19 protein-coding genes, 1 tRNA gene and 1 pseudogene are annotated in these 21,751 nt (G+C 69.0%); 10 read left to right on the top strand and 11 right to left on the bottom strand.

All coding sequences use genetic code 11. From position 1 onward, the window contains the following. Position 1: 1 nt before the first annotated feature. Genes BBX35_RS20360 through BBX35_RS20375 form a run of 4 tightly spaced genes read right to left on the bottom strand, consistent with a single transcriptional unit; the run spans position 2 to position 1,829 of the window. Positions 2-439 (bottom strand): metallopeptidase family protein, encoded by a 438-nt coding sequence (locus BBX35_RS20360; protein WP_067224141.1) that lies wholly within the window; start codon positions 437-439, stop codon positions 2-4. 22 nt (positions 440-461) lie between these two features. Then, positions 462-713, bottom strand: a complete 252-nt coding sequence (locus BBX35_RS20365) for a hypothetical protein (protein WP_067224143.1) — start codon at positions 711-713, stop codon at positions 462-464. After that, positions 710-1,234 carry a disulfide bond formation protein B gene (locus BBX35_RS20370; protein ID WP_067224145.1) on the bottom strand — a complete coding sequence of 175 codons (525 nt, stop codon included), beginning with the start codon at positions 1,232-1,234 and terminating at the stop codon, positions 710-712. The genes BBX35_RS20365 and BBX35_RS20370 overlap by 4 nt, the downstream gene beginning before the upstream one ends. A 16-nt stretch (positions 1,235-1,250) precedes the next feature. Next, positions 1,251-1,829: a YqaA family protein gene (locus BBX35_RS20375; protein WP_067224147.1), complete on the bottom strand. Its 579-nt coding sequence runs from the start codon at positions 1,827-1,829 to the stop codon at positions 1,251-1,253. Positions 1,830-1,968: 139 nt separating this feature from the next. On the opposite strand from BBX35_RS20375, the gene BBX35_RS20380 reads away from it, so the two are divergent. Both BBX35_RS20380 and BBX35_RS20385 read left to right on the top strand, forming a co-directional pair. Continuing rightward, positions 1,969-2,055 (top strand) — tRNA-Leu (locus BBX35_RS20380). A gap of 84 nt (positions 2,056-2,139) precedes the next feature. Next, a complete protein-coding gene (locus BBX35_RS20385; RefSeq protein ID WP_067224148.1) occupies positions 2,140-2,853 on the top strand; it encodes a class II aldolase/adducin family protein in 714 nt (237 codons plus the stop codon). Between the two features lie 2 nt (positions 2,854-2,855). On the opposite strand, the gene BBX35_RS20390 is transcribed toward BBX35_RS20385, so the two are convergent. Continuing rightward, positions 2,856-3,404, bottom strand: a complete 549-nt coding sequence (locus BBX35_RS20390; protein WP_067224150.1) for a hypothetical protein — start codon at positions 3,402-3,404, stop codon at positions 2,856-2,858. 201 nt (positions 3,405-3,605) lie between these two features. Here BBX35_RS20390 and BBX35_RS20395 point away from each other — a divergent pair, with 201 nt between their 5' ends. Beyond that, complete coding sequence (locus BBX35_RS20395) at positions 3,606-5,210, top strand: CYTH and CHAD domain-containing protein (RefSeq protein ID WP_067224152.1); 1,605 nt, start codon at positions 3,606-3,608, stop codon at positions 5,208-5,210. A gap of 51 nt (positions 5,211-5,261) precedes the next feature. Here the strand turns inward: BBX35_RS20395 and BBX35_RS20400 are convergent, their stop codons facing one another. Continuing rightward, a complete protein-coding gene (locus tag BBX35_RS20400; protein WP_067224153.1) occupies positions 5,262-8,294 on the bottom strand; it encodes an AsmA family protein in 3,033 nt (1,010 codons plus the stop codon). A 172-nt stretch (positions 8,295-8,466) separates the two neighbouring features. Between BBX35_RS20400 and BBX35_RS20405 the strand changes: the two genes are divergently transcribed. From BBX35_RS20405 to asnB, 3 genes are read left to right on the top strand one after another with little or no spacing between them, the layout of a single operon-like run. After that, positions 8,467-8,955, top strand: a complete 489-nt coding sequence (locus tag BBX35_RS20405) for a tellurite resistance TerB family protein (protein WP_067224155.1) — start codon at positions 8,467-8,469, stop codon at positions 8,953-8,955. A 49-nt stretch (positions 8,956-9,004) separates the two neighbouring features. Then, on the top strand, positions 9,005-9,760 hold the full coding sequence (locus BBX35_RS20410; RefSeq protein WP_067224157.1) for a glutamine amidotransferase: 756 nt from the start codon (positions 9,005-9,007) through the stop codon (positions 9,758-9,760). Between the two features lie 57 nt (positions 9,761-9,817). Continuing rightward, positions 9,818-11,773 carry an asparagine synthase (glutamine-hydrolyzing) gene (gene asnB / locus BBX35_RS20415; RefSeq protein WP_067224159.1) on the top strand — a complete coding sequence of 652 codons (1,956 nt, stop codon included), beginning with the start codon at positions 9,818-9,820 and terminating at the stop codon, positions 11,771-11,773. A gap of 314 nt (positions 11,774-12,087) precedes the next feature. Here the strand turns inward: asnB and alc are convergent, their stop codons facing one another. From alc to BBX35_RS20430, 3 genes and pseudogenes are all read right to left on the bottom strand, one after another. Next, entirely contained in the window at positions 12,088-13,101 is a 1,014-nt protein-coding gene (gene alc / locus BBX35_RS20420) for an allantoicase (RefSeq protein ID WP_067224160.1), read from the bottom strand. A 96-nt stretch (positions 13,102-13,197) separates the two neighbouring features. Beyond that, positions 13,198-13,728, bottom strand: a pseudogene (gene uraD, locus BBX35_RS20425) (2-oxo-4-hydroxy-4-carboxy-5-ureidoimidazoline decarboxylase); the annotation flags it as partial. A gap of 401 nt (positions 13,729-14,129) precedes the next feature. Beyond that, positions 14,130-15,050 (bottom strand): LysR family transcriptional regulator, encoded by a 921-nt coding sequence (locus tag BBX35_RS20430; protein ID WP_067224162.1) that lies wholly within the window; start codon positions 15,048-15,050, stop codon positions 14,130-14,132. Between the two features lie 232 nt (positions 15,051-15,282). On the opposite strand from BBX35_RS20430, the gene BBX35_RS20435 reads away from it, so the two are divergent. The 4 genes from BBX35_RS20435 (at position 15,283) to BBX35_RS20450 (ending at position 19,433) form a co-directional block, all read left to right on the top strand. Beyond that, positions 15,283-16,518, top strand: a complete 1,236-nt coding sequence (locus BBX35_RS20435; protein ID WP_067224163.1) for a urate hydroxylase PuuD — start codon at positions 15,283-15,285, stop codon at positions 16,516-16,518. 214 nt (positions 16,519-16,732) lie between these two features. Further along, positions 16,733-17,743 (top strand): methyltransferase, encoded by a 1,011-nt coding sequence (locus BBX35_RS20440; protein ID WP_067224165.1) that lies wholly within the window; start codon positions 16,733-16,735, stop codon positions 17,741-17,743. Between the two features lie 160 nt (positions 17,744-17,903). Continuing rightward, complete coding sequence (locus tag BBX35_RS20445; protein ID WP_067224166.1) at positions 17,904-18,731, top strand: MipA/OmpV family protein; 828 nt, start codon at positions 17,904-17,906, stop codon at positions 18,729-18,731. Between the two features lie 39 nt (positions 18,732-18,770). Next, complete coding sequence (locus BBX35_RS20450; RefSeq protein WP_067224168.1) at positions 18,771-19,433, top strand: DNA-3-methyladenine glycosylase family protein; 663 nt, start codon at positions 18,771-18,773, stop codon at positions 19,431-19,433. Here the strand turns inward: BBX35_RS20450 and BBX35_RS20455 are convergent, their stop codons facing one another. Beyond that, positions 19,434-19,841: a YkvA family protein gene (locus BBX35_RS20455; RefSeq protein ID WP_067224169.1), complete on the bottom strand. Its 408-nt coding sequence runs from the start codon at positions 19,839-19,841 to the stop codon at positions 19,434-19,436. A 184-nt stretch (positions 19,842-20,025) separates the two neighbouring features. Continuing rightward, entirely contained in the window at positions 20,026-21,642 is a 1,617-nt protein-coding gene (gene purH / locus BBX35_RS20460) for a bifunctional phosphoribosylaminoimidazolecarboxamide formyltransferase/IMP cyclohydrolase (protein WP_067224171.1), read from the bottom strand. Between the last annotated feature and the right edge of the window lie 109 nt (positions 21,643-21,751).

Consider the following 21,751-nt stretch of genomic DNA (forward strand, 5'->3'; position numbering starts at 1 on the left):
CTCAGTCGTCGGCCGCCGCCTCGATGCTCTCCATGTCGTCGTCCGACAGGCCGAAATGGTGGCCGATCTCGTGGATCAGCACATGCGCGATGACGCCGCCCAGCGGCTCGTCATAGGCGCACCAGTAATCGAGGATGGCGCGGCGGTAGAGCCAGACGCGGTTCGGCATGCGGCCGCTGAAGGCCTCCGCCCCGCCCTGCGCCAGTCCGATTCCCTCGAACAGGCCCATCAGCTCGAACGGATCTTCGACGCCGACCGATTCGAGCGCGTCGTCCTCTGCGAAATCCGCCACGCGGATCTCGATCTCGCCGCACAGCTCGCGGAATTCAGGGGGAAGTTCGTCGAAGGCAGCAAGCGCGATCCGCTCGAATTCGGCAAGATCCGGCGCCACCGCGCCCGTCCAGCTGCTGCGTTCGTTCCCGGCCGCGCGTGACCCCATCCTGCCGCCTCACTCCTGATCGTTATGCCGGACCGATCACGTAGGTCCAGATCAGGTAGACCACAAGGCCCAGCGCGAAGACCATGCCGGCGCTGCGGCCGATCTTGCGGCCCAGCCGCTCGATGGGATCGTCTTCGTCGACAGGCGCGCCCGAGCGCTTGTGAGCGCCCTCGAAGGTGGTGCGCAGCACGGTTTCGCTTTCGCGTTCGGCCCGGTCGAGCACAGACTGCGCCTCGCGGCGCCGCTCTTCCTCGCGCGGATCCCTGCCGCTCACGCCGCGCTCCCGCGCCGCCAGATCCAGGCACCGGCCAGCGCCAGCACGGCAACCCCGGCCGAGATCACCGCGTTCCAGCCCGCAAAGGACAGGCCGAACATCCGCCAGCTCGCCTCGGTGCAGCTCACCACGCGGGTGGAGCGCAGCGCGTTCAGCATGTTGGCGGCCGAATCGGGCATTCCCCCGCCGCCGCCGCAATCCGCAGGTCCCGCCCAGAAGCCCCACTCGGCGCCGGCCTGATAGGCCCCGATGCCCGCGCCCCAGGCGAAGACGCCCGCGACCGCCAGCAGCAGCACGGTCACCACCAGCCGTCCCTGCGCGGGCGTTCCGCGCAGCATGACAAGTAGCGCCAGGAGGGCCAGCGGCAGGCCGACATAATAGGGAATGCGCTGTTCGAGACAGAGCTTGCAGGGCACATAGCCGCCGATCAGCTGAAAGCCCCACGCCGTCAGGATCGAGGCCAGGCCTCCTGCGATCAGCAGCAGCACCAGCTGCCGGGACGTTCTTGCGGGGTCGCTCATGGTCGCCGCCTCGGTTTCACAGGAAGCGGAGTAGCGCGAAGCCGCCGACAAGGCCAATCACGAAGATCGTGAACATCAGGCCGAGGCGCTGCTCGATGAAGGTGCGGATCGGCGGGCCGAACAGGTAGAGCAGCCCGGCAACGGCAAAGAAGCGCAGGCCTCGCGCCAGCACGCTCGCCACCATGAACACCGGCAGGCTCAGCCCCGTCGCGCCGCTGGCGATGGTGATGACCTTGTAGGGAAAGGGCGTCACGCCGGCGATGAAGACGATCCAGGCGCCGTAGTCGTTGAAATTGCCGCGAAAGGTCTCGAACTTGTCGAGATAGCCGTAGAAGGCGAGGATCGGCTCGGCCACCTGCAGGAACAGGAAGGCGCCGATGGCGTATCCCGCCGCCCCGCCCAGCACCGAGGTCACCGTGCACAGCGTCGCATATGCGAACGCCTTCGACCGGCGCGCGATCACCATCGGGATCAGCAGGATGTCCGGCGGGATCGGAAAGAACGAGCTTTCGGCAAAGGACACGGCTCCCAGCGCCGCCGGTGCGTGGCGGCCCGAGGCGAGCGACATTGTCCAATCGTAGAGGCGGCGCAACATGTCGCCTCATTAGCCGGAAGCGCGGCCCTTGTCATCCGACTTCCGCTGCGGCGCAGTGACCGCAATCCGGCACGGGACAGACGCCATGTTTCAATTGACGGGCCAAGCGCTGCGGCTATGATCGCGCCGTTTCCCGCGGGCCCCCGTGGCGGAATTGGTAGACGCGACGGATTCAAAATCCGTTTCCCTAACCGGAGTGTCCGTTCGAGTCGGACCGGGGGCACCATTTTCCCTTTCGCACTGCCTTCCGGTTGCCTCGCGAGCCCTTCTTCTGCACCTCTTGCGGGGGGATACCGACGAGGAGGACGCCATGCTTTCCCCCGAAGATCGAAGCAAAGACCTTGCCGCCCGCCGCGCGGTGATCGACGCCTGCCTGGCGATGAACGCCTCCGGCCTCAACCAGGGCACCTCCGGCAATATCAGCCTGCGCCATGGCGACGGGTTCCTGATCACCCCCTCCGGCATTCCCTACGAGGCGATGCAGCCCGAGCAGGTGGTGCAGGTCCACATGGACGAGAGCTATTCCGGCGACTGGCTGCCCTCCTCCGAATGGCGGATGCATTTCGACATCTACGCCACCCGGCCCGAGGCCGGCGCCGTGGTGCACACCCATTCCGTCCATGCCACGGCGCTGTCGTGCCTGCGCCGCGAGATCCCGCCCTTCCACTACATGATCGCCGTCGCGGGCGGCCGCACCCTGCGCACCGCCGATTACGCCACCTTCGGCACGCGCGCCCTGTCGCGCGCCATGCTGGCGGCGCTGGAGGGGCGCAGCGCCTGTCTTCTCGCCAATCACGGGATGATCTGCTTCGGCCCCGGCCTTGCCAAGGCGCTGTGGCTGGCCGGCGAGATCGAGACCCTGTGCCGGCAATACGCGCTCGCGCTGCAGGCCGGCGACCCGGTCATCCTCACCGATACGGAGATGGACGAGGTCATCGCCCGCTTCGCCAGCTACGGCCGCCAGACGGGCGAGCTGGCCGAAGGCGAGGTGCCCGCCGTCGAGGCCCCGCGCCGCCGGGTCTGATCCTACTGCGGTGCCGGCTGTCGCCCCTGCGGAGGCCCGTTCTGCGGCCCGTTCTGCGGACGATGATAGCCCGGCCCCACCGTCAGCGGCCCCTTGGGCGAGACGTCCTCGTCCAGCTCGCTGGTGATGGTCGTGTGCTGCACTTCCATCGGCTCGCGCCCGCCATAGTCGTAGAGCAGCAGATCCACCGCATAGGGCCTGCCCTTAACGATGCCGGTGAGCGGCGGCGTTTCCAGCCCGTAGCGCTGCTCGCCGTGGCGCAGCCGCGTCTCCACCTCCACCGGCGGACCGCCCGACGGGTTCTCGAACCGCGCCACCAGCCGCGATTGCGACGGCGTCGGCTTCTGCACGATCGCCGTGATGCCGGCGCGGATCTCGCCGAGCCGGTAGTAGAACAGGAAGCCGCCGCCGGCGATCCGCACATGGGTCAGCGCCGCCTGCCGCCGCTGGTTGTCGACGACCAGCGCCAGCGCGATGCCCGCCAGCACTACCGCCGTCACCACCGCCGTGATGCGGAACCAGCGCGTCTTCTCGAACTCAAGCACCGCCATCGCCGTCTCCTTTCGGGCCAGCCGGTCCTGCCCCCAACCAGACACCAGAACCCGTCGCTCCTCAAGCTTGCAAGAAGGACTGAGCCGGCAAACAAAGACGCACTGAGCGCGCTTTTGTGGACAGGCACCGGGAAACAAGCTAGTGGCATCGGGAAGGTTGCCGCACACTGGCGACCGCAAGGACACGGCACGGACGAGGCAATGGGCGCGAAACGGGAAGTCGAGCTGAAGCTGGAACTGGCCAGGGGCGGCCAGCAGAAGCTGAAAGGAGCGCCGGCGCCGGAGGGCTTTGCCGCCGAGCGCGCCGCGACGCGCGCCCTGCGCTCGATCTATTTCGACACGCCGGACCGGGCCCTGCGCAAGGCGAAATGGTCGCTGCGGGTCCGCCGGGTCGGGCGCAAATGGGTACAAACGGTCAAGGCCGGCACCGGCGTCACCGGCGGCATGTCGCGCCCGCGCGAGGCGGAAGTGGAGGTCGCCGGCCCCGCGCCCGATCTCACCCTGATCCTCGAACCATTGATGCGCGAAGGCCTGTGGCAGCTGATCGACGGCCAGCCCCTGGCGCCGGTCTTCGAGACCGCCATGCGCCGCACGATCCGCATGTTCACCCGCGAAAGCGACGGCAGCACCATCGAGATGGCGCTGGATGCCGGCGAGATCGTTGCCGGCGAACGGCAGCAACCCCTGTTCGAGGCCGAGCTCGAGCTGAAGTCCGGCGACCCCGCCGCGCTGTTCGAGCTGGCCGGCCGCCTTCCCGCGCTGGCCTGCGCCCGCTTCTCGCGCCTCAGCAAGGCCGGCCGCGGCTACCTGCTCGCCGCGGGCGAACGGGCCGACACCGGCCCGGTCAATGCCACCGAGGCCAGCCTTACGGCCGACACGGCCATCGCCCCGGCCTTCCGTGCCATTCTTCTCTCCTGCATGGACCAGATCGCCGGCAACCGCGGCACGGTGCTCGACAGCGACGATCCCGAAGGCCCGCACCAGCTGCGCGTCGGCCTGCGCCGGCTGCGCAGCGCGCTGAAGGTGCATCACCGCCTGCTGGATCCCGAGATCCGCAAGGAGCTGGATGCCGCCGCCCGGGACCTGGCGCTGGCCGTCGGCGAGCTGCGCGACCTCGACGTTCTGGTGGAGGAGATCGTCGAGCCGGCGATGGCGGTCGCCCGCCTCGGGCCGGACGCGGGTCTGCTCGACGATACCGGGCTCGTCCGCCGGGTCGAGGCCGCACGCCTTGCCGCCCGCAAGTCCCTGCGCGACCAGCTCTCCGGTCCCGCCGTCAACGAGCTGCTGTTCCGCCTCGGCGCGCTGGCGCATGGCACCGGCTGGCGCGAGGACGGCGAGCAGCCGGCAGCGACGACCACCGTCGGCACCTTTGCGGTGGACGCGTTGGAAAAGCGCTGGAAATCGGCGGCCCGGCTGGCCGCGCGCATGGACGAACTGACGCTGGAAGAACGCCACGACCTGCGCAAGGAACTGAAGAAGCTGCGCTATGCAGTGGAGTTCTTCCGCTCCGCCTTCCCGGCGCGCAAGGTCAAGCCGTTCCTCGCCCGTCTCAAGACGCTGCAGGACGTCTTCGGCTATCTCAACGATGTGGTGATGGCGGGCAAGCTCGCCGGCATGGTCGCTGCCGTCGACGCCAAGCCGCCAGTGGGGCCACAAGTGGGGCCAAAGGTGGGGCCGCGGGTGGAAACCGCCCTTGCAGCCGGCTTCGTGCTCGGCTGGCACGAGGCGCGCGCCGCCCACGCCTTCGAGAACGCCCGCACCCTGTGGGACGAGACGAAACGCGCCCGCCGCTTCTGGCGCGACTGACCCTGCCCGGACGGGTTTCCCGCGGCATCCCGCGCCGCGGGATGCCGTAAGTTACTGGATCGGCGCGCCCTGCTGCGGCGTTTCGCCATCCTGCGGGGCCTCGTCCAGCGGCAGCTGCTCTTCCTGCTGCTGGTCCTGCTGGGGCGCGGCCTCCGGCTGCTGCTGGCGGCGGCCGATGCCGAACGAGCCGAGGAAGCCGGACGGCAGGCCGAAGCCCTGCTCCACCGCTTCCAGCACTTCCTTGTCGTCGACCTCGCCGTCCAGCACCTTCTGCACGTCGATATTGGTGTTGCCGCCGGTCGCCCGGTTGATCGCCTCGTTGGCGATGCCGGTCAGCCCCTCTTGCGGGTTGCGCGCCTGCTGCAGCGACTTGAACAGCCCGCCGCCGAGATTTTCCAGCTGCTGCAGCGCCGCCTTCGGGTTCTCCAGGATGCCCTTGATGTCCGGATAGATCTGCGGCCGGTCCCAGGGCCCGCGCACGATCACCGGCACGCCGAGCCCTTCCAGCTCGCGCGCCTCGCCCTTGGCCAGCGGCACCGGCGCGCTGCCTTCCAGGCTCGCCACCACCCGCGGCTCCAGCCGCCAGTCGAGCATCCGCTCCGGCATGTCGACCCGGCCGGTGCCGCTCATGCGCACCAGGGGGCCGATCAGCGCCAGATCCTCCGTCGCGGCGATGCCGCGCGTGATGGTGAAGCTTGCGCCCAGCGCCGAGAAATCCGTCTTCTGCTCCGCGTTCTGCGCCCAGCCCAGCAGCGTGTCGACCGTCAGCCCGCGTACCATGCGCGGGATGTTGATGCCGCGGATCGCACCGTCGGCGAAGTCGAAGCGGGCCGTGCCGTCGAGCCCGGAGATCAGCTCGTACTGGCTGACGCCATGCGCCTTGACGTCGAGCGCCGTCGTCACCCGGCCCTCGATCCAGTCGAAGCCGGCCACCGCCGCCAGGAACGGCCGCGCGCTGAGGTCGGTGAGCGAGAAGCGGCCGGCCAGTTCCGGCACCTGCTGCGACCCGTCGAGCACCAGGAGGCCGTTGCCCTGCCCGCCATAGAGCGACATCTCGGCCAGCTCCGCCGACAGCCGCCCGCCTTCCAGCGTCAGCTCCAGCCGGCTCGGCCCGATCTCCAGCTTGTCGCGGACGATCTGCTTCGCCGACAGCGATAGCTGCGCGTCGACCGCCTTGAGGCCGGAGAGATCGATCGGCACCCGGCTCCACGAGCCGCGCTCCGCGCCCGGCACCCGGGCTTCGCTGCGCCCGTCGCTCGCCCGGTCCGTTTCCACCGCGTAAGGGTCGAGCCCCAGCCGGTCCAGCTCCAGCCGCGCCGTCACCTTCGGCCTTGCGCCGAGGCGCAATTCGCCTTCGCCGCGCCCGGTCGTGTCGTCGAGGCGGATCTCCGCCCCGGTGAAACGCACCGCATCCTCGCCCGCCGCCAGCCGGCCGGAGAAGGAGAAGGGCCCGAGCCCGCCGCCATCGGCCAGCGGCACGCCGAGCCAGCCCGCCAGCGCGCGCAGGTTCTGCGTTTCCAGCACCACGGCGCCGTCGACTGCACCGGCCGGCGACACGCTGCCGTCGTAACCGACTTCGACCCGCGAGCCGGCAAGCCTCAGCTTCAAGGGTGTCGGCATGCCGGCCATCGCCAGCGCCGGCGTCGCCGAACCTTCGATGCGGAAGGCATCGCCGCGCCATTTCAGGCCGCCGCTTACCGAGACCGGGGCGTCCAGCCCGGCGAAGTCGATGGCGACCGCCAGATCCTCGATCCGCCGCGCCGACGCGTCGTCGCCGATCGGCGAAGGCACCGGCAGGCCGGAAATGCCGCCGCCGGCCAGCGACAGCCGGCCTTGCGCGTCCATCGTTCCCATCAGGCTCGCCGCATCCGCGCCGCGCGCCGAAAAGCGCAGCGAGCCGCCCAGCGTTCCCTGCGCCTCCTCGCTGCGTCCGGCCAGCGCCAGCAGCGTTTCCAGCCGCGCATCGGCCAGCTCCAGCTGGCCCGTCACTTCCGGCTCGCCGGTCAGGACCACATTGGCGGTGGAGCGCAGGCTCGCCCCGGCGAGCTGCGCCTCGAGGCCGCGGACCTCCACGGCGCTCTGGCTTGCGGTCACGTCGCCGGTCATGCGGAAGGGGCCGGGCTCGCGCGGCAGGCTGGTGCCGAAGGCGGCCAGCGTCGCGCCCAGTTCCTCGCCTTCCACGGCAATGCGCAGGCGGCTCGCATCCTGCGGCGCCACATCGCCGGTGATCTTGGCGCTCGCCCCGGCGCCGCCCAGCGTCAGGTCGACCGCCGAGCTGCCGCCGCCGGCAAGGCGCATCGGCGCCTCCACCGTGCCGGCGACCGTCACCGCCACGCCGCCGTAGCCGAGCCCGCCCTCCAGCGACAGGGCGCCGGAGAGCGAGGGCAGGCTCAGCACCAGATTGACATTGTCCGCCTCGTGGCGCGTGCCGTCGCGGCGGTCGGAATAGATCAGCCGGCCGTTGGTGATCTCCAGCCGGTCGACGCCGATGCGTGCCAGCGCCATGCCGTCGGCGGCAACGCTTGCCGCCGTCGCCGCACCGTCCGGCGCCTCCGCCGGCACCCGCGCCTGGTCGGCCGCCCCGGCCGCGGGCTGGACGGGCGCCTCGCCGTTGCTGTCGGCGATCGCCTGCGTCGCCGCGCTCCAGCGGTCGGCCGGAAAGCCTGCGGCGGGGTCGTCGTTGGTCGCGATGGACTCGCCCGAGGCAAGGCCCGCGGTCCAGTTCGGCCGGCCGTTCTCGTCGATCTCGACGCTGACCACCGGCGCGTCGAGCCGCAGATAGGTCAGGCGGATGTCGCCGCCGAACAGCCCGCCCCAGGCCAGGCCGAAATCGACCGTTCCCGCGCGCAGGATCTCGCCCGTCTCGCCGGCCGACACGCCGACATTGTCCGCGCTCATCCGGAATCCGGGCAAGAGCGACAGCCCGACCGGCCCGTCGAGGCGCAGCCGCCAGCCGGTCCGCTCCTCGATCTGGCTGATCAGCTCGGCGCGGATCGCGTCCTTCGGCAGGAGCAGCGGCACCACGAAGAGCGCCGCGACGAGGAGGAAGAGCAGGCTGGCAAGGCCCGCGAGTGCGCGTTTCAAACCGTATCTCCAGAAGGACGAATCAGCGCCAGTCTACGCCAAAGCATGTCGACAGGATGGCGCGGGAGGAGCCTTCGCGAAAGCCGCCCCGACCGTCTTTCCGCACAGCAGCATGGACAATCGCGCCCGGATTGCGGATGCTGCCGCGGTTGCGGACGGCACCGGAGGGGATATGTTTTCTGCGTTGAAGCGGTTTCTGCGGACCGCGGTCACGGGCGAGAGCGGCGAATTGAGCTTCGCCGAGGACGACCACCGCCTCGCGGCGGCGGCCCTGCTCGTGCACATCATTTCCGTCGACGGCGTGGTCGACGACGTCGAGCGGGCGGCGCTGACGGAGGTCCTGCGGGCCAATTACAAGCTGACGCCCGAGATGACGGAAGAGCTGATCCGCGAGGCGACCCAGCGCGACAACGAGGCGGTCGACCTCTACGGCTTCACCTCGGTGCTCAAGCGCAGTCTGGAGCTGGACGAGCGGCTCAAGGTCATCGAGATGATGTGGGAGCTCGTCTATGCCGACGGCACCGTCCACGAATTCGAGGACAACACGATCTGGCGCGTCGCCGAGCTGCTCGGCATTTCCTCGCGCGACCGGCTGGCCCTGCGCCGCAAGGTCGCCGGCGAGGCCGCGACAAGCTCCGGCGACGCCCCGGACGAGGCCTGACCGTGCTCACCTCTCGACGTCGTATCGCGTTGCAATATAATCTGGTCCCATGATCCTGGATCCCAAAGAGCTGGCCGACAGGCCCAAGGTTCTCATCGTCCTGCATCAGGAAACCTCGACGCCCGGCCGCGTCGGGCAGGAGCTGGTGCGCCGGGGCTTCGCCCTCGACATCCGCCGCCCGCGCTTCGGCGAGCTGCTGCCCGAGACGCTGGAAGGCCACGCCGGCGCCGTCGTCTTCGGCGGGCCGATGAGCGCCAACGACACCGATGCCTTCATCGCCCGCGAGACCGACTGGCTCGACGTGCCGCTGCGCGAGGAAAAGCCATTCCTCGGCATCTGCCTCGGCGCCCAGATGCTGGCGCGCAATCTCGGCGCCCGCGTCTACGGCCATGACGACGGCCTCGTCGAGATCGGCTATTACGACCTTGCGCCGACCGATGTCGGCCGCGAGCTTATGCCGAAATGGCCCGGCAAGGTCTATCAGTGGCACCGCGAGGGCTTCGACCTGCCGCGCGGCGCCGAGCTGCTGGCCACCGGCGAGACCTATCCCAACCAGGCGATCCGCGTCGGCCCCTGCGCCTACGGCATCCAGTTCCATCCCGAGCTGACCTACCAGATGATGGTCCGCTGGACGACGCGCGGCGCCCCGCGCATGGAGCTGCCCGGCGCCCGCGACCGACGTGATCATTTCGCCGGACGCTTCGCCTTCGACCCGGCGGTGAAGGCCTGGCTCGACGCGTTCCTCGACCGCTGGATCGGCCGCGCCGACCTTGCCGCCTCCGCCGCTGCGGTGGCGGCCGAGTAGCGCGCAAGCCGTCCCCTTCTCGCGACCCTTTCGCGTTTCTCGCTGGAGCGCCTTCCGATGTGCGGAATTGCCGGCATCTATGCCCCTCTCGGCTCGCCCGCCCTCGAGCCTTCCGCGCTTGCCGCCATGGGCGAGGCGATCCGCCATCGCGGTCCCGATGCCGGCGACATCTGGCGCGACGTCGAGGCCGGCATCGGACTCGTCCATCGCCGCCTTGCGATCATCGACCTCAGCCCCGCCGGCGTGCAGCCGATGCACTCGCCCTGCGGGCGCTACGTCATCTCCTACAACGGCGAGATCTACAATTATCTCGAATTGCGCCGCGAGCTGGAGGAGGCCGGCCTTGCGCCCGAGTGGCGCGGCCATTCCGACACCGAGGTGCTGCTTGCCGGCATCCGCGCCTGGGGCATGGCCGAGACCCTGACGCGCACCGCCGGCATGTTCGCCATCGCCCTGTGGGACCGGGAGCGCCGGGTGCTGTCGCTCGCCCGCGACCGTTTCGGCGAAAAGCCGCTGCATGTCGGCCTGTTCGGCGGCGAGATCGCCTTCGCCTCCGAGATCAAGGCGCTGCGCACCCATCCCGCCTGGACCGGCGAGATCGACCGCCAGGCCATCGCCCTGTGCCTGCGCCACGGCTACATCCCCGCCCCGCGCACCGCCTTCACCCAGGCGGTGAAGATCGCACCGGGCACCATCGTCGAGATCGACGAGGGCGCGCTCACCCCCGAGACCTGGCGCGTCACCCCCTGGTGGGACACGCTGGAAGAGGCCCGCATCGCCCGCCGCAACCGCTTTACGGGCAGCGACCAGGAGGCCGTCGACCAGCTCGACGAGCTGCTGCGCGGCTCCGTCGCCCGGCAGATGATCTCCGACGTGCCGCTCGGCGCCTTCCTGTCGGGCGGCATCGATTCCTCCACCATTGCCGCGATGATGCAGTCGCTGAGCGCGGTGCCGATCGAGACCTTCTCCCTCGGCTTCCACGACAAGGCGACCAACGAGGCGGAGTTCGCCCGCGCCGTCGCGGGTCACCTCGGCACCCGCCACAACGAGATCTTCCTCTCCGGCGAGGAGGCGCGCGATCTCGTCGACGAGATGCCGGACGTCTACGACGAGCCCTTCACCGACCAGTCGCAGCTGCCGACCTACATGGTCGCCCGCTTCGCCCGCACGCGCGTCACCGTCAGCCTGTCGGGCGATGCCGCCGACGAATTGTTTGCCGGCTATGGACGCTACCATTCCATCGACCGGCAATGGCAGGGCACCTTGTCCGCGCGCATCGGCCGCGCCGCCCGCCGCGCCTATGTCTCGGCCCAGCTTGCCGGCATCGTCGCCCCGGCCGAGCGGCTCGGCCTGTCGCGGATCGGGCGCAAGAGCCCGGCCGGCCTGCGCCTGCGGCTGGAGGAAAAGCTCGCCAGCCTCACCGCCCGCTCGGCGGTCGCCGCCTATGAGCGCAAGTTCACGCTGATGGACACTGCCCACCGGCTGGTGCCGGGAAGCGCGCGCGAAACCCACCCGCTCGCCGACACGGTGGCGCAGGAAACCGGCTGGAGCGTGCTGGAACAGGCGAGCCTGCTCGACCTCGTCCACTACCTGCCCGACGACATCCTGGTGAAGGTCGACCGCGCCGCCATGGCGCATGCGCTGGAAACCCGCGTGCCCTTTCTCGATCCGGCCGTGGTGCGCTTCGCCCTCGCCCTGCCTGACCGGGTGCGGCTGATGGGCGGCCAGCGCAAGGGCGTGGTCAAGCAGGTGCTCGACCGCTACGTCCCCGCCTCCCTGTGGGACCGGCCGAAGCGCGGCTTCGGCATTCCCTGCGCCGACTGGCTCAAGGGCCCGCTGCGCCCGCTCGCCGAGGACATGTTCTCGCCCGCGCAGATCGCCCGGCTCGGCCTGCTGGACGAGGAGCTGGTGCGCCTGTTCTGGGATGACTTCCTGGCCGGCGACCGCCGCCGCGCCAACATGGTCTGGGCGATGTTCGTGGTGCAGCTCACCCTCTCGCGCCACACGCGCTGAAGGAGCGCGACAACACGCCGGCGGGAAACACGCGCTCCGCTGTCGTCCCGAACGGCTCGAGTGAGTCCCGGCGCTGCCGCGAATGCCCCTCGCCTACCCCCGCACCGCTCCCGACCGACACCACCACCGTGCCTCCCCGGTCCCGGATCTTCGGCCTACGGCCTCGTCCGGGAAGACGCGAGGAGAGGCGGAAGCGACAGCCTCCCGCTCCCGTCATGCCGGACCGCGGGGCGCGACAGCGCCATCGCGTGATCCGGCATCCAGATGTCAGTCGCGGGCGTCAGCCCGCGCCCCTCTCACCCGTCCTCGCCCCCTCAGGCGAGGCGGCCGAACAGCCGCAGCCGGCTGACGCCGCCGTCGGGATGGATGTTGAGGCGGACATGGGTGACCGGGCCGAGCGGCTTGACCGCCTCCTTGCCGATGTCGTGGATCGCGTCGGCGGAAAGTTTCGTGCGCCCGACCAGTTCCTCCCAGAACATCGAGGAGGTGACGATGGCCCGGTCGAGATCGCCGGTCATGCCGGCAAGATCGGCCGCCTGCATCGAGCAGCTTTCCGGGAAATTGCCCTTGTAGAAGGCCGTGTCGACGCTGGCCCGCTCGATGATGCCGCGCGCTCCCAGCTCGACGATGATCCAGTCGTGCCCCGGCTCGCGGCGCCGGCGGGTCTCCCACCCGTCGCCCATGTTGAGCCCGCGTCCCGGCGCCAGCATGCGGTGATAGGCGCCGTAATGCGCATCCGAGAAGGCGACGATCCGCGCGCCGTTCAGCGCCGAGGCAAGGTCCAGCTCCGCCGATCCCGCCGCCTGCCGGTCGAGCTCCGGGCGGCCATAGACGCGAAGGCGCGCAACGCCGCCATCGGGATGGATGTGCAGCCGCACATGGGTCCACACGCCGGCGTCGAGACAAGTGAAATAGTGATGGGCGCTCGGCCCCAGCGGCGACATCGGCAGCAGCTCGGTCCACTGGGTCGCAGCGTCCGGCTCGCCGGTGCAGGAGGCCGCCTCGATGCGGCAGGCCGGCGGGTAATTGCCGGTGAAATGCGAGGTGTCGACGTCGAAGCCGGTGATGCGGCCGCGCACGGCAAGGCGCACCACCGCGATGTCGTGGCCCGGCCCCCGGCGGCGGCGCGATTCCCAGCCGTCCATCCACTTGCCGTTGTCGTCGTAGCGGTCGGGATAGAACACCGCCGCATCGTCCGCGAGCATCCGCGAGACCTCGGCGAAGAAGTCGTCGGTGACCGACACCGCCGCGGCCCCAAGGCCGGCGGAGGCGAGATTGATGTCCTTGCGGGCGAAGTCCGGACGGCTGTCCGGCTGATGAGACGTCATGACAAGGTCCTTCAGGCTAAGGCGCGCAAACAGCGCGCCGGAAAGGGAGACACGGACGCGCGGGCGGCGCGCCGAAAAGGGCGACAGAAACCGGGCTCAGCCGGGAACGAGATCCTTCAGCCGCAGCAGCGCGATCCGCTCCACCTGGGCGCAGGCGGTCGAAAACTCGGCAGCCCGGTCGTTGCCGACGCGCGCCTCGAAAGTCTCCAGGATTTCCGCCTTGCTGCGGCCCTTCACCGCCAGGATGAAGGGAAAGCCGAAGCGGGATGTGTAAGCCTCGTTGAGGGCGGTGAAGCGGGCACGCTCCTCATCGGTCAGCGCGTCGAGCCCGGCGGAGGCCTGCTCTCCGGCGGACTCCGCCGTCAGGCGCTTCGCCGCCGCCAGCTTGCCGGCAAGATCGGGATGCGCCCGCAACACGCCGAGCCGCTCGTCCTCGCTCGCCGCGCGGAACTCCGCAACCAGCCGTGCATGCAGCCCCTCCGCCGTGTCGGCGTCGGGTCCGAGCCCTTTCGCAAGCGCCCGCTCGGCGATCCACGGCGAATGTTCGAAGACCCCGCCGAACCGGGCGAGAAAGGCAGCGCGGTCCATCACTGAGGGACGCGTCGCGGAAGACGGATCGGAATGCTCGCGTGCGGTCACGGATGGATCTCCGGATGGGTTCGTCTATTGGTAATCCAAAACAATGACCATCTCTTTCAAATTTTTCTTGAAAGAGATGTCCGCTCCGTACCGGCTTGCAGGCCTACGCAGGGCGCCCTCGCATTTGTCCCCGTTTGCGCGAAATTGATCAGGGTTTGCGACGGATTTTGCGCAGCATTCTCGAAATCTCGCAAAATCCGTCGCAAACTCGCGCAAATTCCGCCGATCTCCGCACGATTTTCAACCGGATTCCGGTTCTTTTCGGGACGAGCGGGGATAGTTTAGACCCCGATTTGCCCCCTTTCCGGCAGGAAAGCCGTCCGCGCAGCGAATTTGTGCCCGCGCCCTCACCGGTCCGGCATGCAGCCAATCCCCTCTCAGTCCCCTCCTCAGTTTCCGGCAAGGGCGGCATCGACCGCCGCCTTGCAGCGGGAGGTCACGAAGTCGATGAACAGGCGGATCTTCGGGTCCTGGTAGCGCTTGTGCGGGTAAAGGCAGGCGAGCTGCACCGGCAGCGGCGGCGTCGCCCGGCAGACCTCGACCAGCCGCCCGGCGCGCAGGTGATGCGCCACCTCGAACAGCGGCTTGTTGACGATGCCGCAGCCGGCAAGCGCCCAGTCGGTCAGCACGTCGCCGTCGTCCGATTCGAACGGCCCCGACACCTCATGGCGCACCGGCCCGTCCGGACCCTTAAGCGTCCAGTTGAACTCGCTGGTGCCGGGAAAGCGCAGCAGCAGGCAGTGATGGCGGCCGCGCACCAGGTCCTCGCCGCTCTCCGGCGTGCCGTGGGCGGCCAGATAGTCGGGCGCCGCGCACAGCACCCGCGCGCAGTCGACGACGGGGCGCATCTTCAGGGCCGAATCGGCCGGCTGGCCCAGCACGAAGGCGATATCCAGCCCCTCGCCCAGCACGTCGACCTTGCGGTCGGACAGCCGCAGCCGCACGTCGATATCGGGATATTCCGCCTTGAACGCCGGGATCAGCGGCGCCACCAGCCGCCGGCCGAGGCCGAGCGGCGCGGCCACGAAGATCGAGCCACGCGGATGGCGGGCGACATCGGCCACCGCCGCCTCTGCCTCCTCGATGGCGTCGAGGATCTTCACCGCGCCCTTGTAGAAGATCGACCCGTGCTCGGTCGGCGTCAGCTTGCGCGTCGTGCGGTTGAACAGGCGCACGCCCAGGTGTTTTTCCAGCTCGCCGATGCGGCTGGACACCACCGCCGGCGAGACCCGCTGGTCGCGTGCCGCCGCCGACATCGAACCGAGGTCGACAGCCCGCACGAAAACCCGGAGATTGTTCACATAGGACATGGGATGCCCTTATCGCTTTCAAGAAATTCTTGATAGTGATCGAAGCATATCGCGACTTTTTTGCAAATCGCGGATCTGCCAATCTCGCGCGAAATCCGGCAGCGCGGCCCAGAACGACCGGCGGACGGCTGGCCGACGACTGGCACGTTTCGTGATTGGCATTGACGCGGAGCCGGCGGGCGCGAACCCGTCGGGCGTCCGCCGCACCGTGAGTGCCCCAAGGAGGGAGAGAGTGATGGAAGTGGCTATCGCCTGGGACTGGCTGGCCTTCGCCTTGCGCTGGCTGCATGTGGTGACGGCCATCGCCTGGATCGGCTCGTCCTTCTACTTCATCGCCCTCGATCTGGGCTTGCGCAAGGCGCCCGACCTGCCCGCCGGCGCCCATGGCGAGGAATGGCAGGTCCATGGCGGCGGCTTCTACCACATCCGCAAGTATCTGGTGGCGCCGGCCACCCTTCCCGAGCACCTGACCTGGTTCAAGTGGGAGAGCTACGCCACCTGGCTTTCGGGCTTCGCGCTGATGTGCGTCGTCTACTATGCCGGCGCCGATCTCTATATGATCGACCCGTCCGTCATGGAGCTGTCGCGGCTCGGCGCCATTGCGCTCTCCATCGCCTCCATCGCCTTCGGCTGGATCGTCTACGATCTGCTCTGCCGCTCGCCGCTGGGGCGCAGCACCACCGGGCTGATGCTCTTGCTCTACGTCGTGCTGGTCGCCATGGCCTGGGGCTACACCCAGGTCTTCACGGGCCGCGCCGCCTTCCTGCACCTGGGCGCCTTCACCGCGACCATCATGTCGGCCAACGTCTTCATGATCATCATCCCCAACCAGAAGAAGGTGGTCGCCGCGCTTCTGGCCGGTCAGACGCCGGACCCGGCGCTCGGGGCCCAGGCCAAGCAGCGCTCGCTGCACAACAACTACCTCACTCTCCCCGTCGTCTTTTTGATGCTGTCCAATCATTATCCCCTGGCCTTCGCGACGCAGTACAATTGGGCGATCGCCTCGCTGGTTTTCCTGATGGGCGTCACGATCCGGCACTTCTTCAACAGCACCCACGCCCGCAAGGATGCGCCGTGGTGGACCTGGTTCGTCACCGCCGCTCTCTTCCTCGCCGTCGTCTGGCTGTCGACCCTGCGTCCCGGCGACGAAGCCAGCGAAACCGCGCAAAGCTATCGCCGGCTGCCGCCGCAGATCGCCCGCTTCGTCAACGACGAGCATTTCGAGGCGGCCCGCGACACGGTGCTGACGCGCTGCTCCATGTGTCATGCGGCGGAGCCGCTGTGGGAGGGAATGGCGGCGGCGCCCAAGGGCGTGCGGCTGGAAAGCGACGCGGAGATCGCCGAGCATGCCCGCGAGATCTACCTGCAGGCCGGCATCACCCACGCCATGCCGCCGGCCAACGTGACCTATATCGAGCCGGACGAACGCGCCGTTCTTGCTGCCTGGTATCGCAGCGCCACCCGCTGACCGGCCGCCTGCCGGCTGTGCACTTGCCCGAAAGACGAGCAATCTGTCCCCGCCCGGTGGATTGCCGGCCCGTTTCGTATTAAGAAGATCCCATCATCAACAGGGATCCGCTCTGGCCGAAACGTCATCGACGTTCTTCGGCGCGCCGACGTATTTTTCATACGGAATATCGCGATGCGCGGGTCCCGAACCTGACGGGAGGGACGACAGCACGATGACGGTTCTGACAGAGGCCGAGGAAATCTCGGATATCGCCTTCGGCTACATGGGATCGAAGGCGCTGTTCGCCGCGCTCCACTTCGGGGTCTTCACCGAGCTGGACGAAGGCCCGGCCTCCGCCGACGATCTCGCCTTCAGGATCGGCCTGCCGCGCGAACGCTGCCGCACCCTGATGACCGCTCTCACCTCGCTCGGACTGACCGGGATCCGGGACGGGCGCTACGCCAATTCTCCCGCCGCCGAGCGGTTCCTGGTCAAGGGCGCCCGCTACGACTTCGGCGACTATCTGCGCCTTCAGGTCGGCCAGCAGATGTACCCGCTGATGGACCAGATCGAACCGGCGCTGGCCGGCGAGCTGCCGAAGGAGGCGACCGCCTCCTATGACGACTGGTTCTCCGATCCGGACGAGGCAAGGCTGTATTCCGAGAGCCAGCACGCAGGTTCGCTCGGCCCGGCGCGCGGCCTTGCCAAAAGGGTCGACTTGTCGGCGGCGCGCAGCCTGCTCGATGTCGGCGGCGGCACCGGCGCCTTCGCCATCACCCTGTGCAAGGCCTTCCCGCAGCTCTCGGCAACGCTGGTCGAGTTTCCCAATGTGGCGGATATCGGCGAAGGCTTCGTCGCCCGCGCCGGCCTTTCGGAGCGCATCAGCTACCGGCGCGGCAACGCGCTGGAGGCCGACTGGCCGACCGGCCAGGACGCGGTGCTGATGTCCTATCTCCTGTCCGGCGTGCCGGACCATGCACATGACGATCTCTTCGCCCGCGCCTTCGCGCATCTGGCGCCCGGCGGCCAGCTGATGATCCACGACTTCGTCGTCGATGCGGACCGCAAGGGCCCGCGCAACACCGCCCTATGGCAGTTGCAGCACACGGCCTTCACGCCCGAGGCCCGCTCGATCGCCGACGACTGGCTGGCGAAACGTCTCACGGCTGCCGGTTTCGAGGATGTCTCGGTCGAGCCGCTCATCCCCGGCATGACCAAGCTGGCGCTCGGCCTCCGACCCTGATCCTGGGCTCTGCGTCACCCTGCAGGCGATGCAAGCCTGCAACAGGGTGGCGCAAGCCGGTCACATTGCTGCGAAATCGCTTCGCGGTAAGGGATCCGTCAGCTAAACCGGACTATACAAGACCAGACACAGACCGATTTCCGGAGCCGGCTGGACCGCCATGCGCAAGAACACCTTCGTTTCCGCCCTCACTGCCGCCGCCCTCGTGGCCGGCGCGAGCTTCGCTGCCCCGGCAGCCCTCGCCCAGGACGGCATGGCAGCCCCGCAGGACATGCCGCTGCCGTCCCGGCAGTACGTCATCGACCTCGGCGTCGGCGCGCTGGTCTCGCCGAAATACGAAGGCGCGGACAAGATGATGGTCTCGCCGCTGCCGATCATCTCGGTCGGCCGGTTCTATGTGCCGGGCTTCGGCCAGGTCAGCGACGGCGAGAAGACCACTCGCGGCGTGTTCTTCTTCCCCTCGTTCAACTTCGTGGGCGAGCGCAAGGCCTCCGACAGCGTCAAGCTGACCGGCACCAACAAGGTCGACTGGGCACTGGAACTCGGCCTCGGCGCCGGCTTCCGTTACGACTGGTTCAGCGCCTTCGTCGAACTGCGCCAGGGCATCAACGGTCACTCCGGCCAGGTCGGTCAGGTCGGCGCGGATGTCATCCTGAACCCGATGGAGCGGCTCGAGATCGCCTTCGGCCCGCGTGCCGACTTCGCCAGCGGCGACTACATGGGCACGTATTTCGGCGTCACCGCCGCCGAGGCGGCCGCCTCGCTGGGCAACCTGACCGCCTACAAGGCCAGCGGCGGCTTCAAGTCGGTCGGCCTTGCGGCACGCGCCAGCTACGCAGTGACGGACCAGACCGCGCTGCACCTGCAGGCCGGCTGGGACCACTATGTCGGCGATGCCCGCAACAGCCCGATCGTCCGCCGCGGCAACGAGAACCAGTTCACCATCGGAACCGGCATCACCTACCGCTTTTCCTTCGACCTGTTCTGATCGCAGTCGCCGTCGCACGAACAGGCCGGCGGCTTCCGCATGACAGGCGAACAACGCATTCCTGCGCGGATCGACGACGAGCACGACCTCGCCGCCGGTCTCGGCCAACTTCTGGCCATTGCGCCTGATCTCGGCCGCCTTGCCGCGGCCGGCGATCCCCTGCCGCTACGCCGCCATCCCGCGACCTTCGCTGAGCTTGCCCGCATCGTCACCGCACAGCAGGTGTCGCTGGCCAGCGCCGCCGCGATCTACGGCCGGCTTGAAGCGCTGATTTCCCCGTTCAAAGCCAAGACCGTCCTCAGCCTGAGCGATGACCAGCTCGGCCAGGCAGGCCTGTCGCGCGCCAAGATCGCCGCCTTTCGGGCAGTGGCGGAAGCCGTCGCCGATGGCCTCGACCTTGCGGACCTGACGCGCCTGCCGGCGGAGGACGCCCGCGCCCGCCTCGTCTCCTTGCGCGGCATCGGGCCATGGACGGCGGATGTGTTTCTGCTGTTCTGCGCCGGGCACCCGGATGTCTTCCCCGCCGGCGATGTCGCCCTGCAGGAAGCGCTGCGCGATGCCCTTTCGCTGGATGTTCGGCCGAACCCGCGCGAGGCGGAACGGCTGGCCCTGCGCTGGTCGCCCTGGCGCGGCGTCGCGGCGCGGCTTCTGTGGGCGCATTACCGCCGCCTCACCGGGCGCGGCACCGGCCTGCCGGTCTGATCAGGCCGCGCCGGCCTTGCCCGTCTTTCCGTCCTCGGCGTCGGTCTTGCCGAGCGCGGCACGCGCCGCCTCGCGGTGTTCCTCGCGCATGTATCGGCCGATCAGCGCCAGCACACCGAGCAGGATGCTGGCATCGTCCGTGAAGCCGATGCCGATGATGGCGTCGGGGATGATGTCGAAGGGCATGACGAAATAGGCAAGGCCGGCGAAGATCGTGCCGCGCACGCGCACGGGCGTTGCCGGATCGACGGCACAGTAGTAGGCGGCGACCACGTCCTCCATGAAGGGGATCTGCCGCGCTGCCTTGCGCGCCACCTTGAAGAGGCGCGCCCCGACCCGCTCCTCGCGGCCCTTCTCGGGGCCGAGGATTTCCGGATCGATGCCGAGATCGTCGTAACGTGCCGTCATGCCTGCCGTCTCCTTGCCGGACCTTGCAAAGGTCCTGCGGACAGCCCCCGTAACGGGCCGGAAAGGCCCGCTTCACCCCATGTCCGGGCCTGAACGGCCCGCGCCCGCCCCTAATGTGGGGCGGGCGCGGTGTATTTTCAAAGATGCGGCCAGAACGCGCCCGTGCGTGGCGCCATCACAGCCGTCAGTGGCGGAAGTGCCGCATGCCGGTGAAGACCATGGCGAGCCCGGCCTCGTCGGCCGCCGCGATCACTTCCGCATCGCGCATCGAGCCGCCCGGCTGGATCACCGCCGTGGCGCCGGCGGCGGCCGCCGCCAGAAGCCCGTCTGCGAAGGGGAAGAAGGCATCGGACGCCACCACCGAACCGATGGTGTTCGGCCGGGCGGCACCGGCCGCCTCCGCCGCGTCCTCGGCCTTGCGCGCAGCGATGCGGGCGCTGTCGATGCGGCTCATCTGTCCCGCGCCGATACCGGCGGTCGCACCCTCGCGCACATAGACGATGGCGTTCGACTTGACGTGCTTGGCGACGCGGAAGGCGAACTTGAGGTCGGCCATCTCCTGCTCGGTCGGGGCGCGCTTGGTCACCACCTTGAGGTCGAGATCCTCGACCGTACCGGTGTCGCGGTCCTGCACCAGCAGGCCGCCGGCCACCGACTTGACGATCCGCGCGCCGGCGCGCGGATCGGCGAGCCCGCCGGTGATCAAGAGGCGCAGGTTCTTCTTCGCCGCGACGATGGCGAGCGCCTCGTCGCTGGCATCCGGGGCAATGATCACCTCGGTGAAGATCTTGACGATCTCCTCGGCTGCGGCCGCATCCAGCTTGCTGTTGAGCGCGACGATGCCGCCGAAGGCCGAGACCGGATCGCAGGCCAGCGCCTTCAGATAGGCGTCCTTGAGGCTCGCGCCCGTCGCCACGCCGCAGGGGTTGGCGTGCTTGATGATGGCGACCGCCGGCGACACGCCCGGATCGAACTCGCTGACCAGCTCGAACGCGGCATCGGTGTCGTTGATGTTGTTGTAGGACAGCTCCTTGCCCTGCACCTGGCGGGCGGTGGCAACGCCGAAGCGGCGCTCCGGCGTCAGGTAGAACGCCGCCTTCTGATGGGGGTTCTCGCCGTAGCGCATGACCGAGGCAAGACGTCCGCCGAAGGCGACATGGGCCGGCGCATCCTCGCCGATGGCGGCGGCGAACCAGTTGGACACGGCCGCATCATAGGCCGCGGTGCGGGCGAAGGCCTTCTGCGCCAGCCGCTTGCGCAGCGCCAGCGGCACCTGCCCCTCGTGCTCGCCGAGCGCCTCGATCACCTCGGCATAATCGGCCGGATCGCTGACCATCGTCACATAGGCGTGGTTCTTGGCCGCCGCGCGGGTCATTGCCGGGCCGCCGATGTCGATATTCTCGATGGCGAGCGCGAAGTCGGCGCCGGAGGCGACCGTCTCCTCGAACGGGTAGAGATTGACGCAGACGAGGTCGATGCCGGTGATGCCGTGCTCCTTCATCGCCGAAGCGTGCTCGGCGTCGTCGCGGATGGCGAGCAACCCGCCATGCACGGCCGGATGCAGCGTCTTGACGCGCCCGTCCATGACCTCGGGAAAGCCGGTGACTTCCGAAATGTCGAGCACCTTCAGCCCGGCGTCGGCCAGCGTCTTGCGCGTGCCGCCGGTCGAAACCAGCTCGACACCGAGCCCTGCAAGCGCGGTCGCGAACTCGATGAGGCCTGTCTTGTCCGAGACGGAGAGCAGGGCACGCCTGACGGGAACGAGATCGGGAACGGGAATGCGTTTCGACACCACGGCCATTGCGGAGGGTCCTTCGGGTTTTCGGCGGGACAATGATGTGCGTGCGCCTAGCACGAAGCGCGGAAAACCGGAAGTCGAGGAAGGGGGATTGGGTAAAAAATGCGCAAGG

The sequence above is a fragment of the Stappia indica genome (genome assembly GCF_001696535.1).
Lineage (GTDB): Bacteria > Pseudomonadota > Alphaproteobacteria > Rhizobiales > Stappiaceae > Stappia > Stappia indica.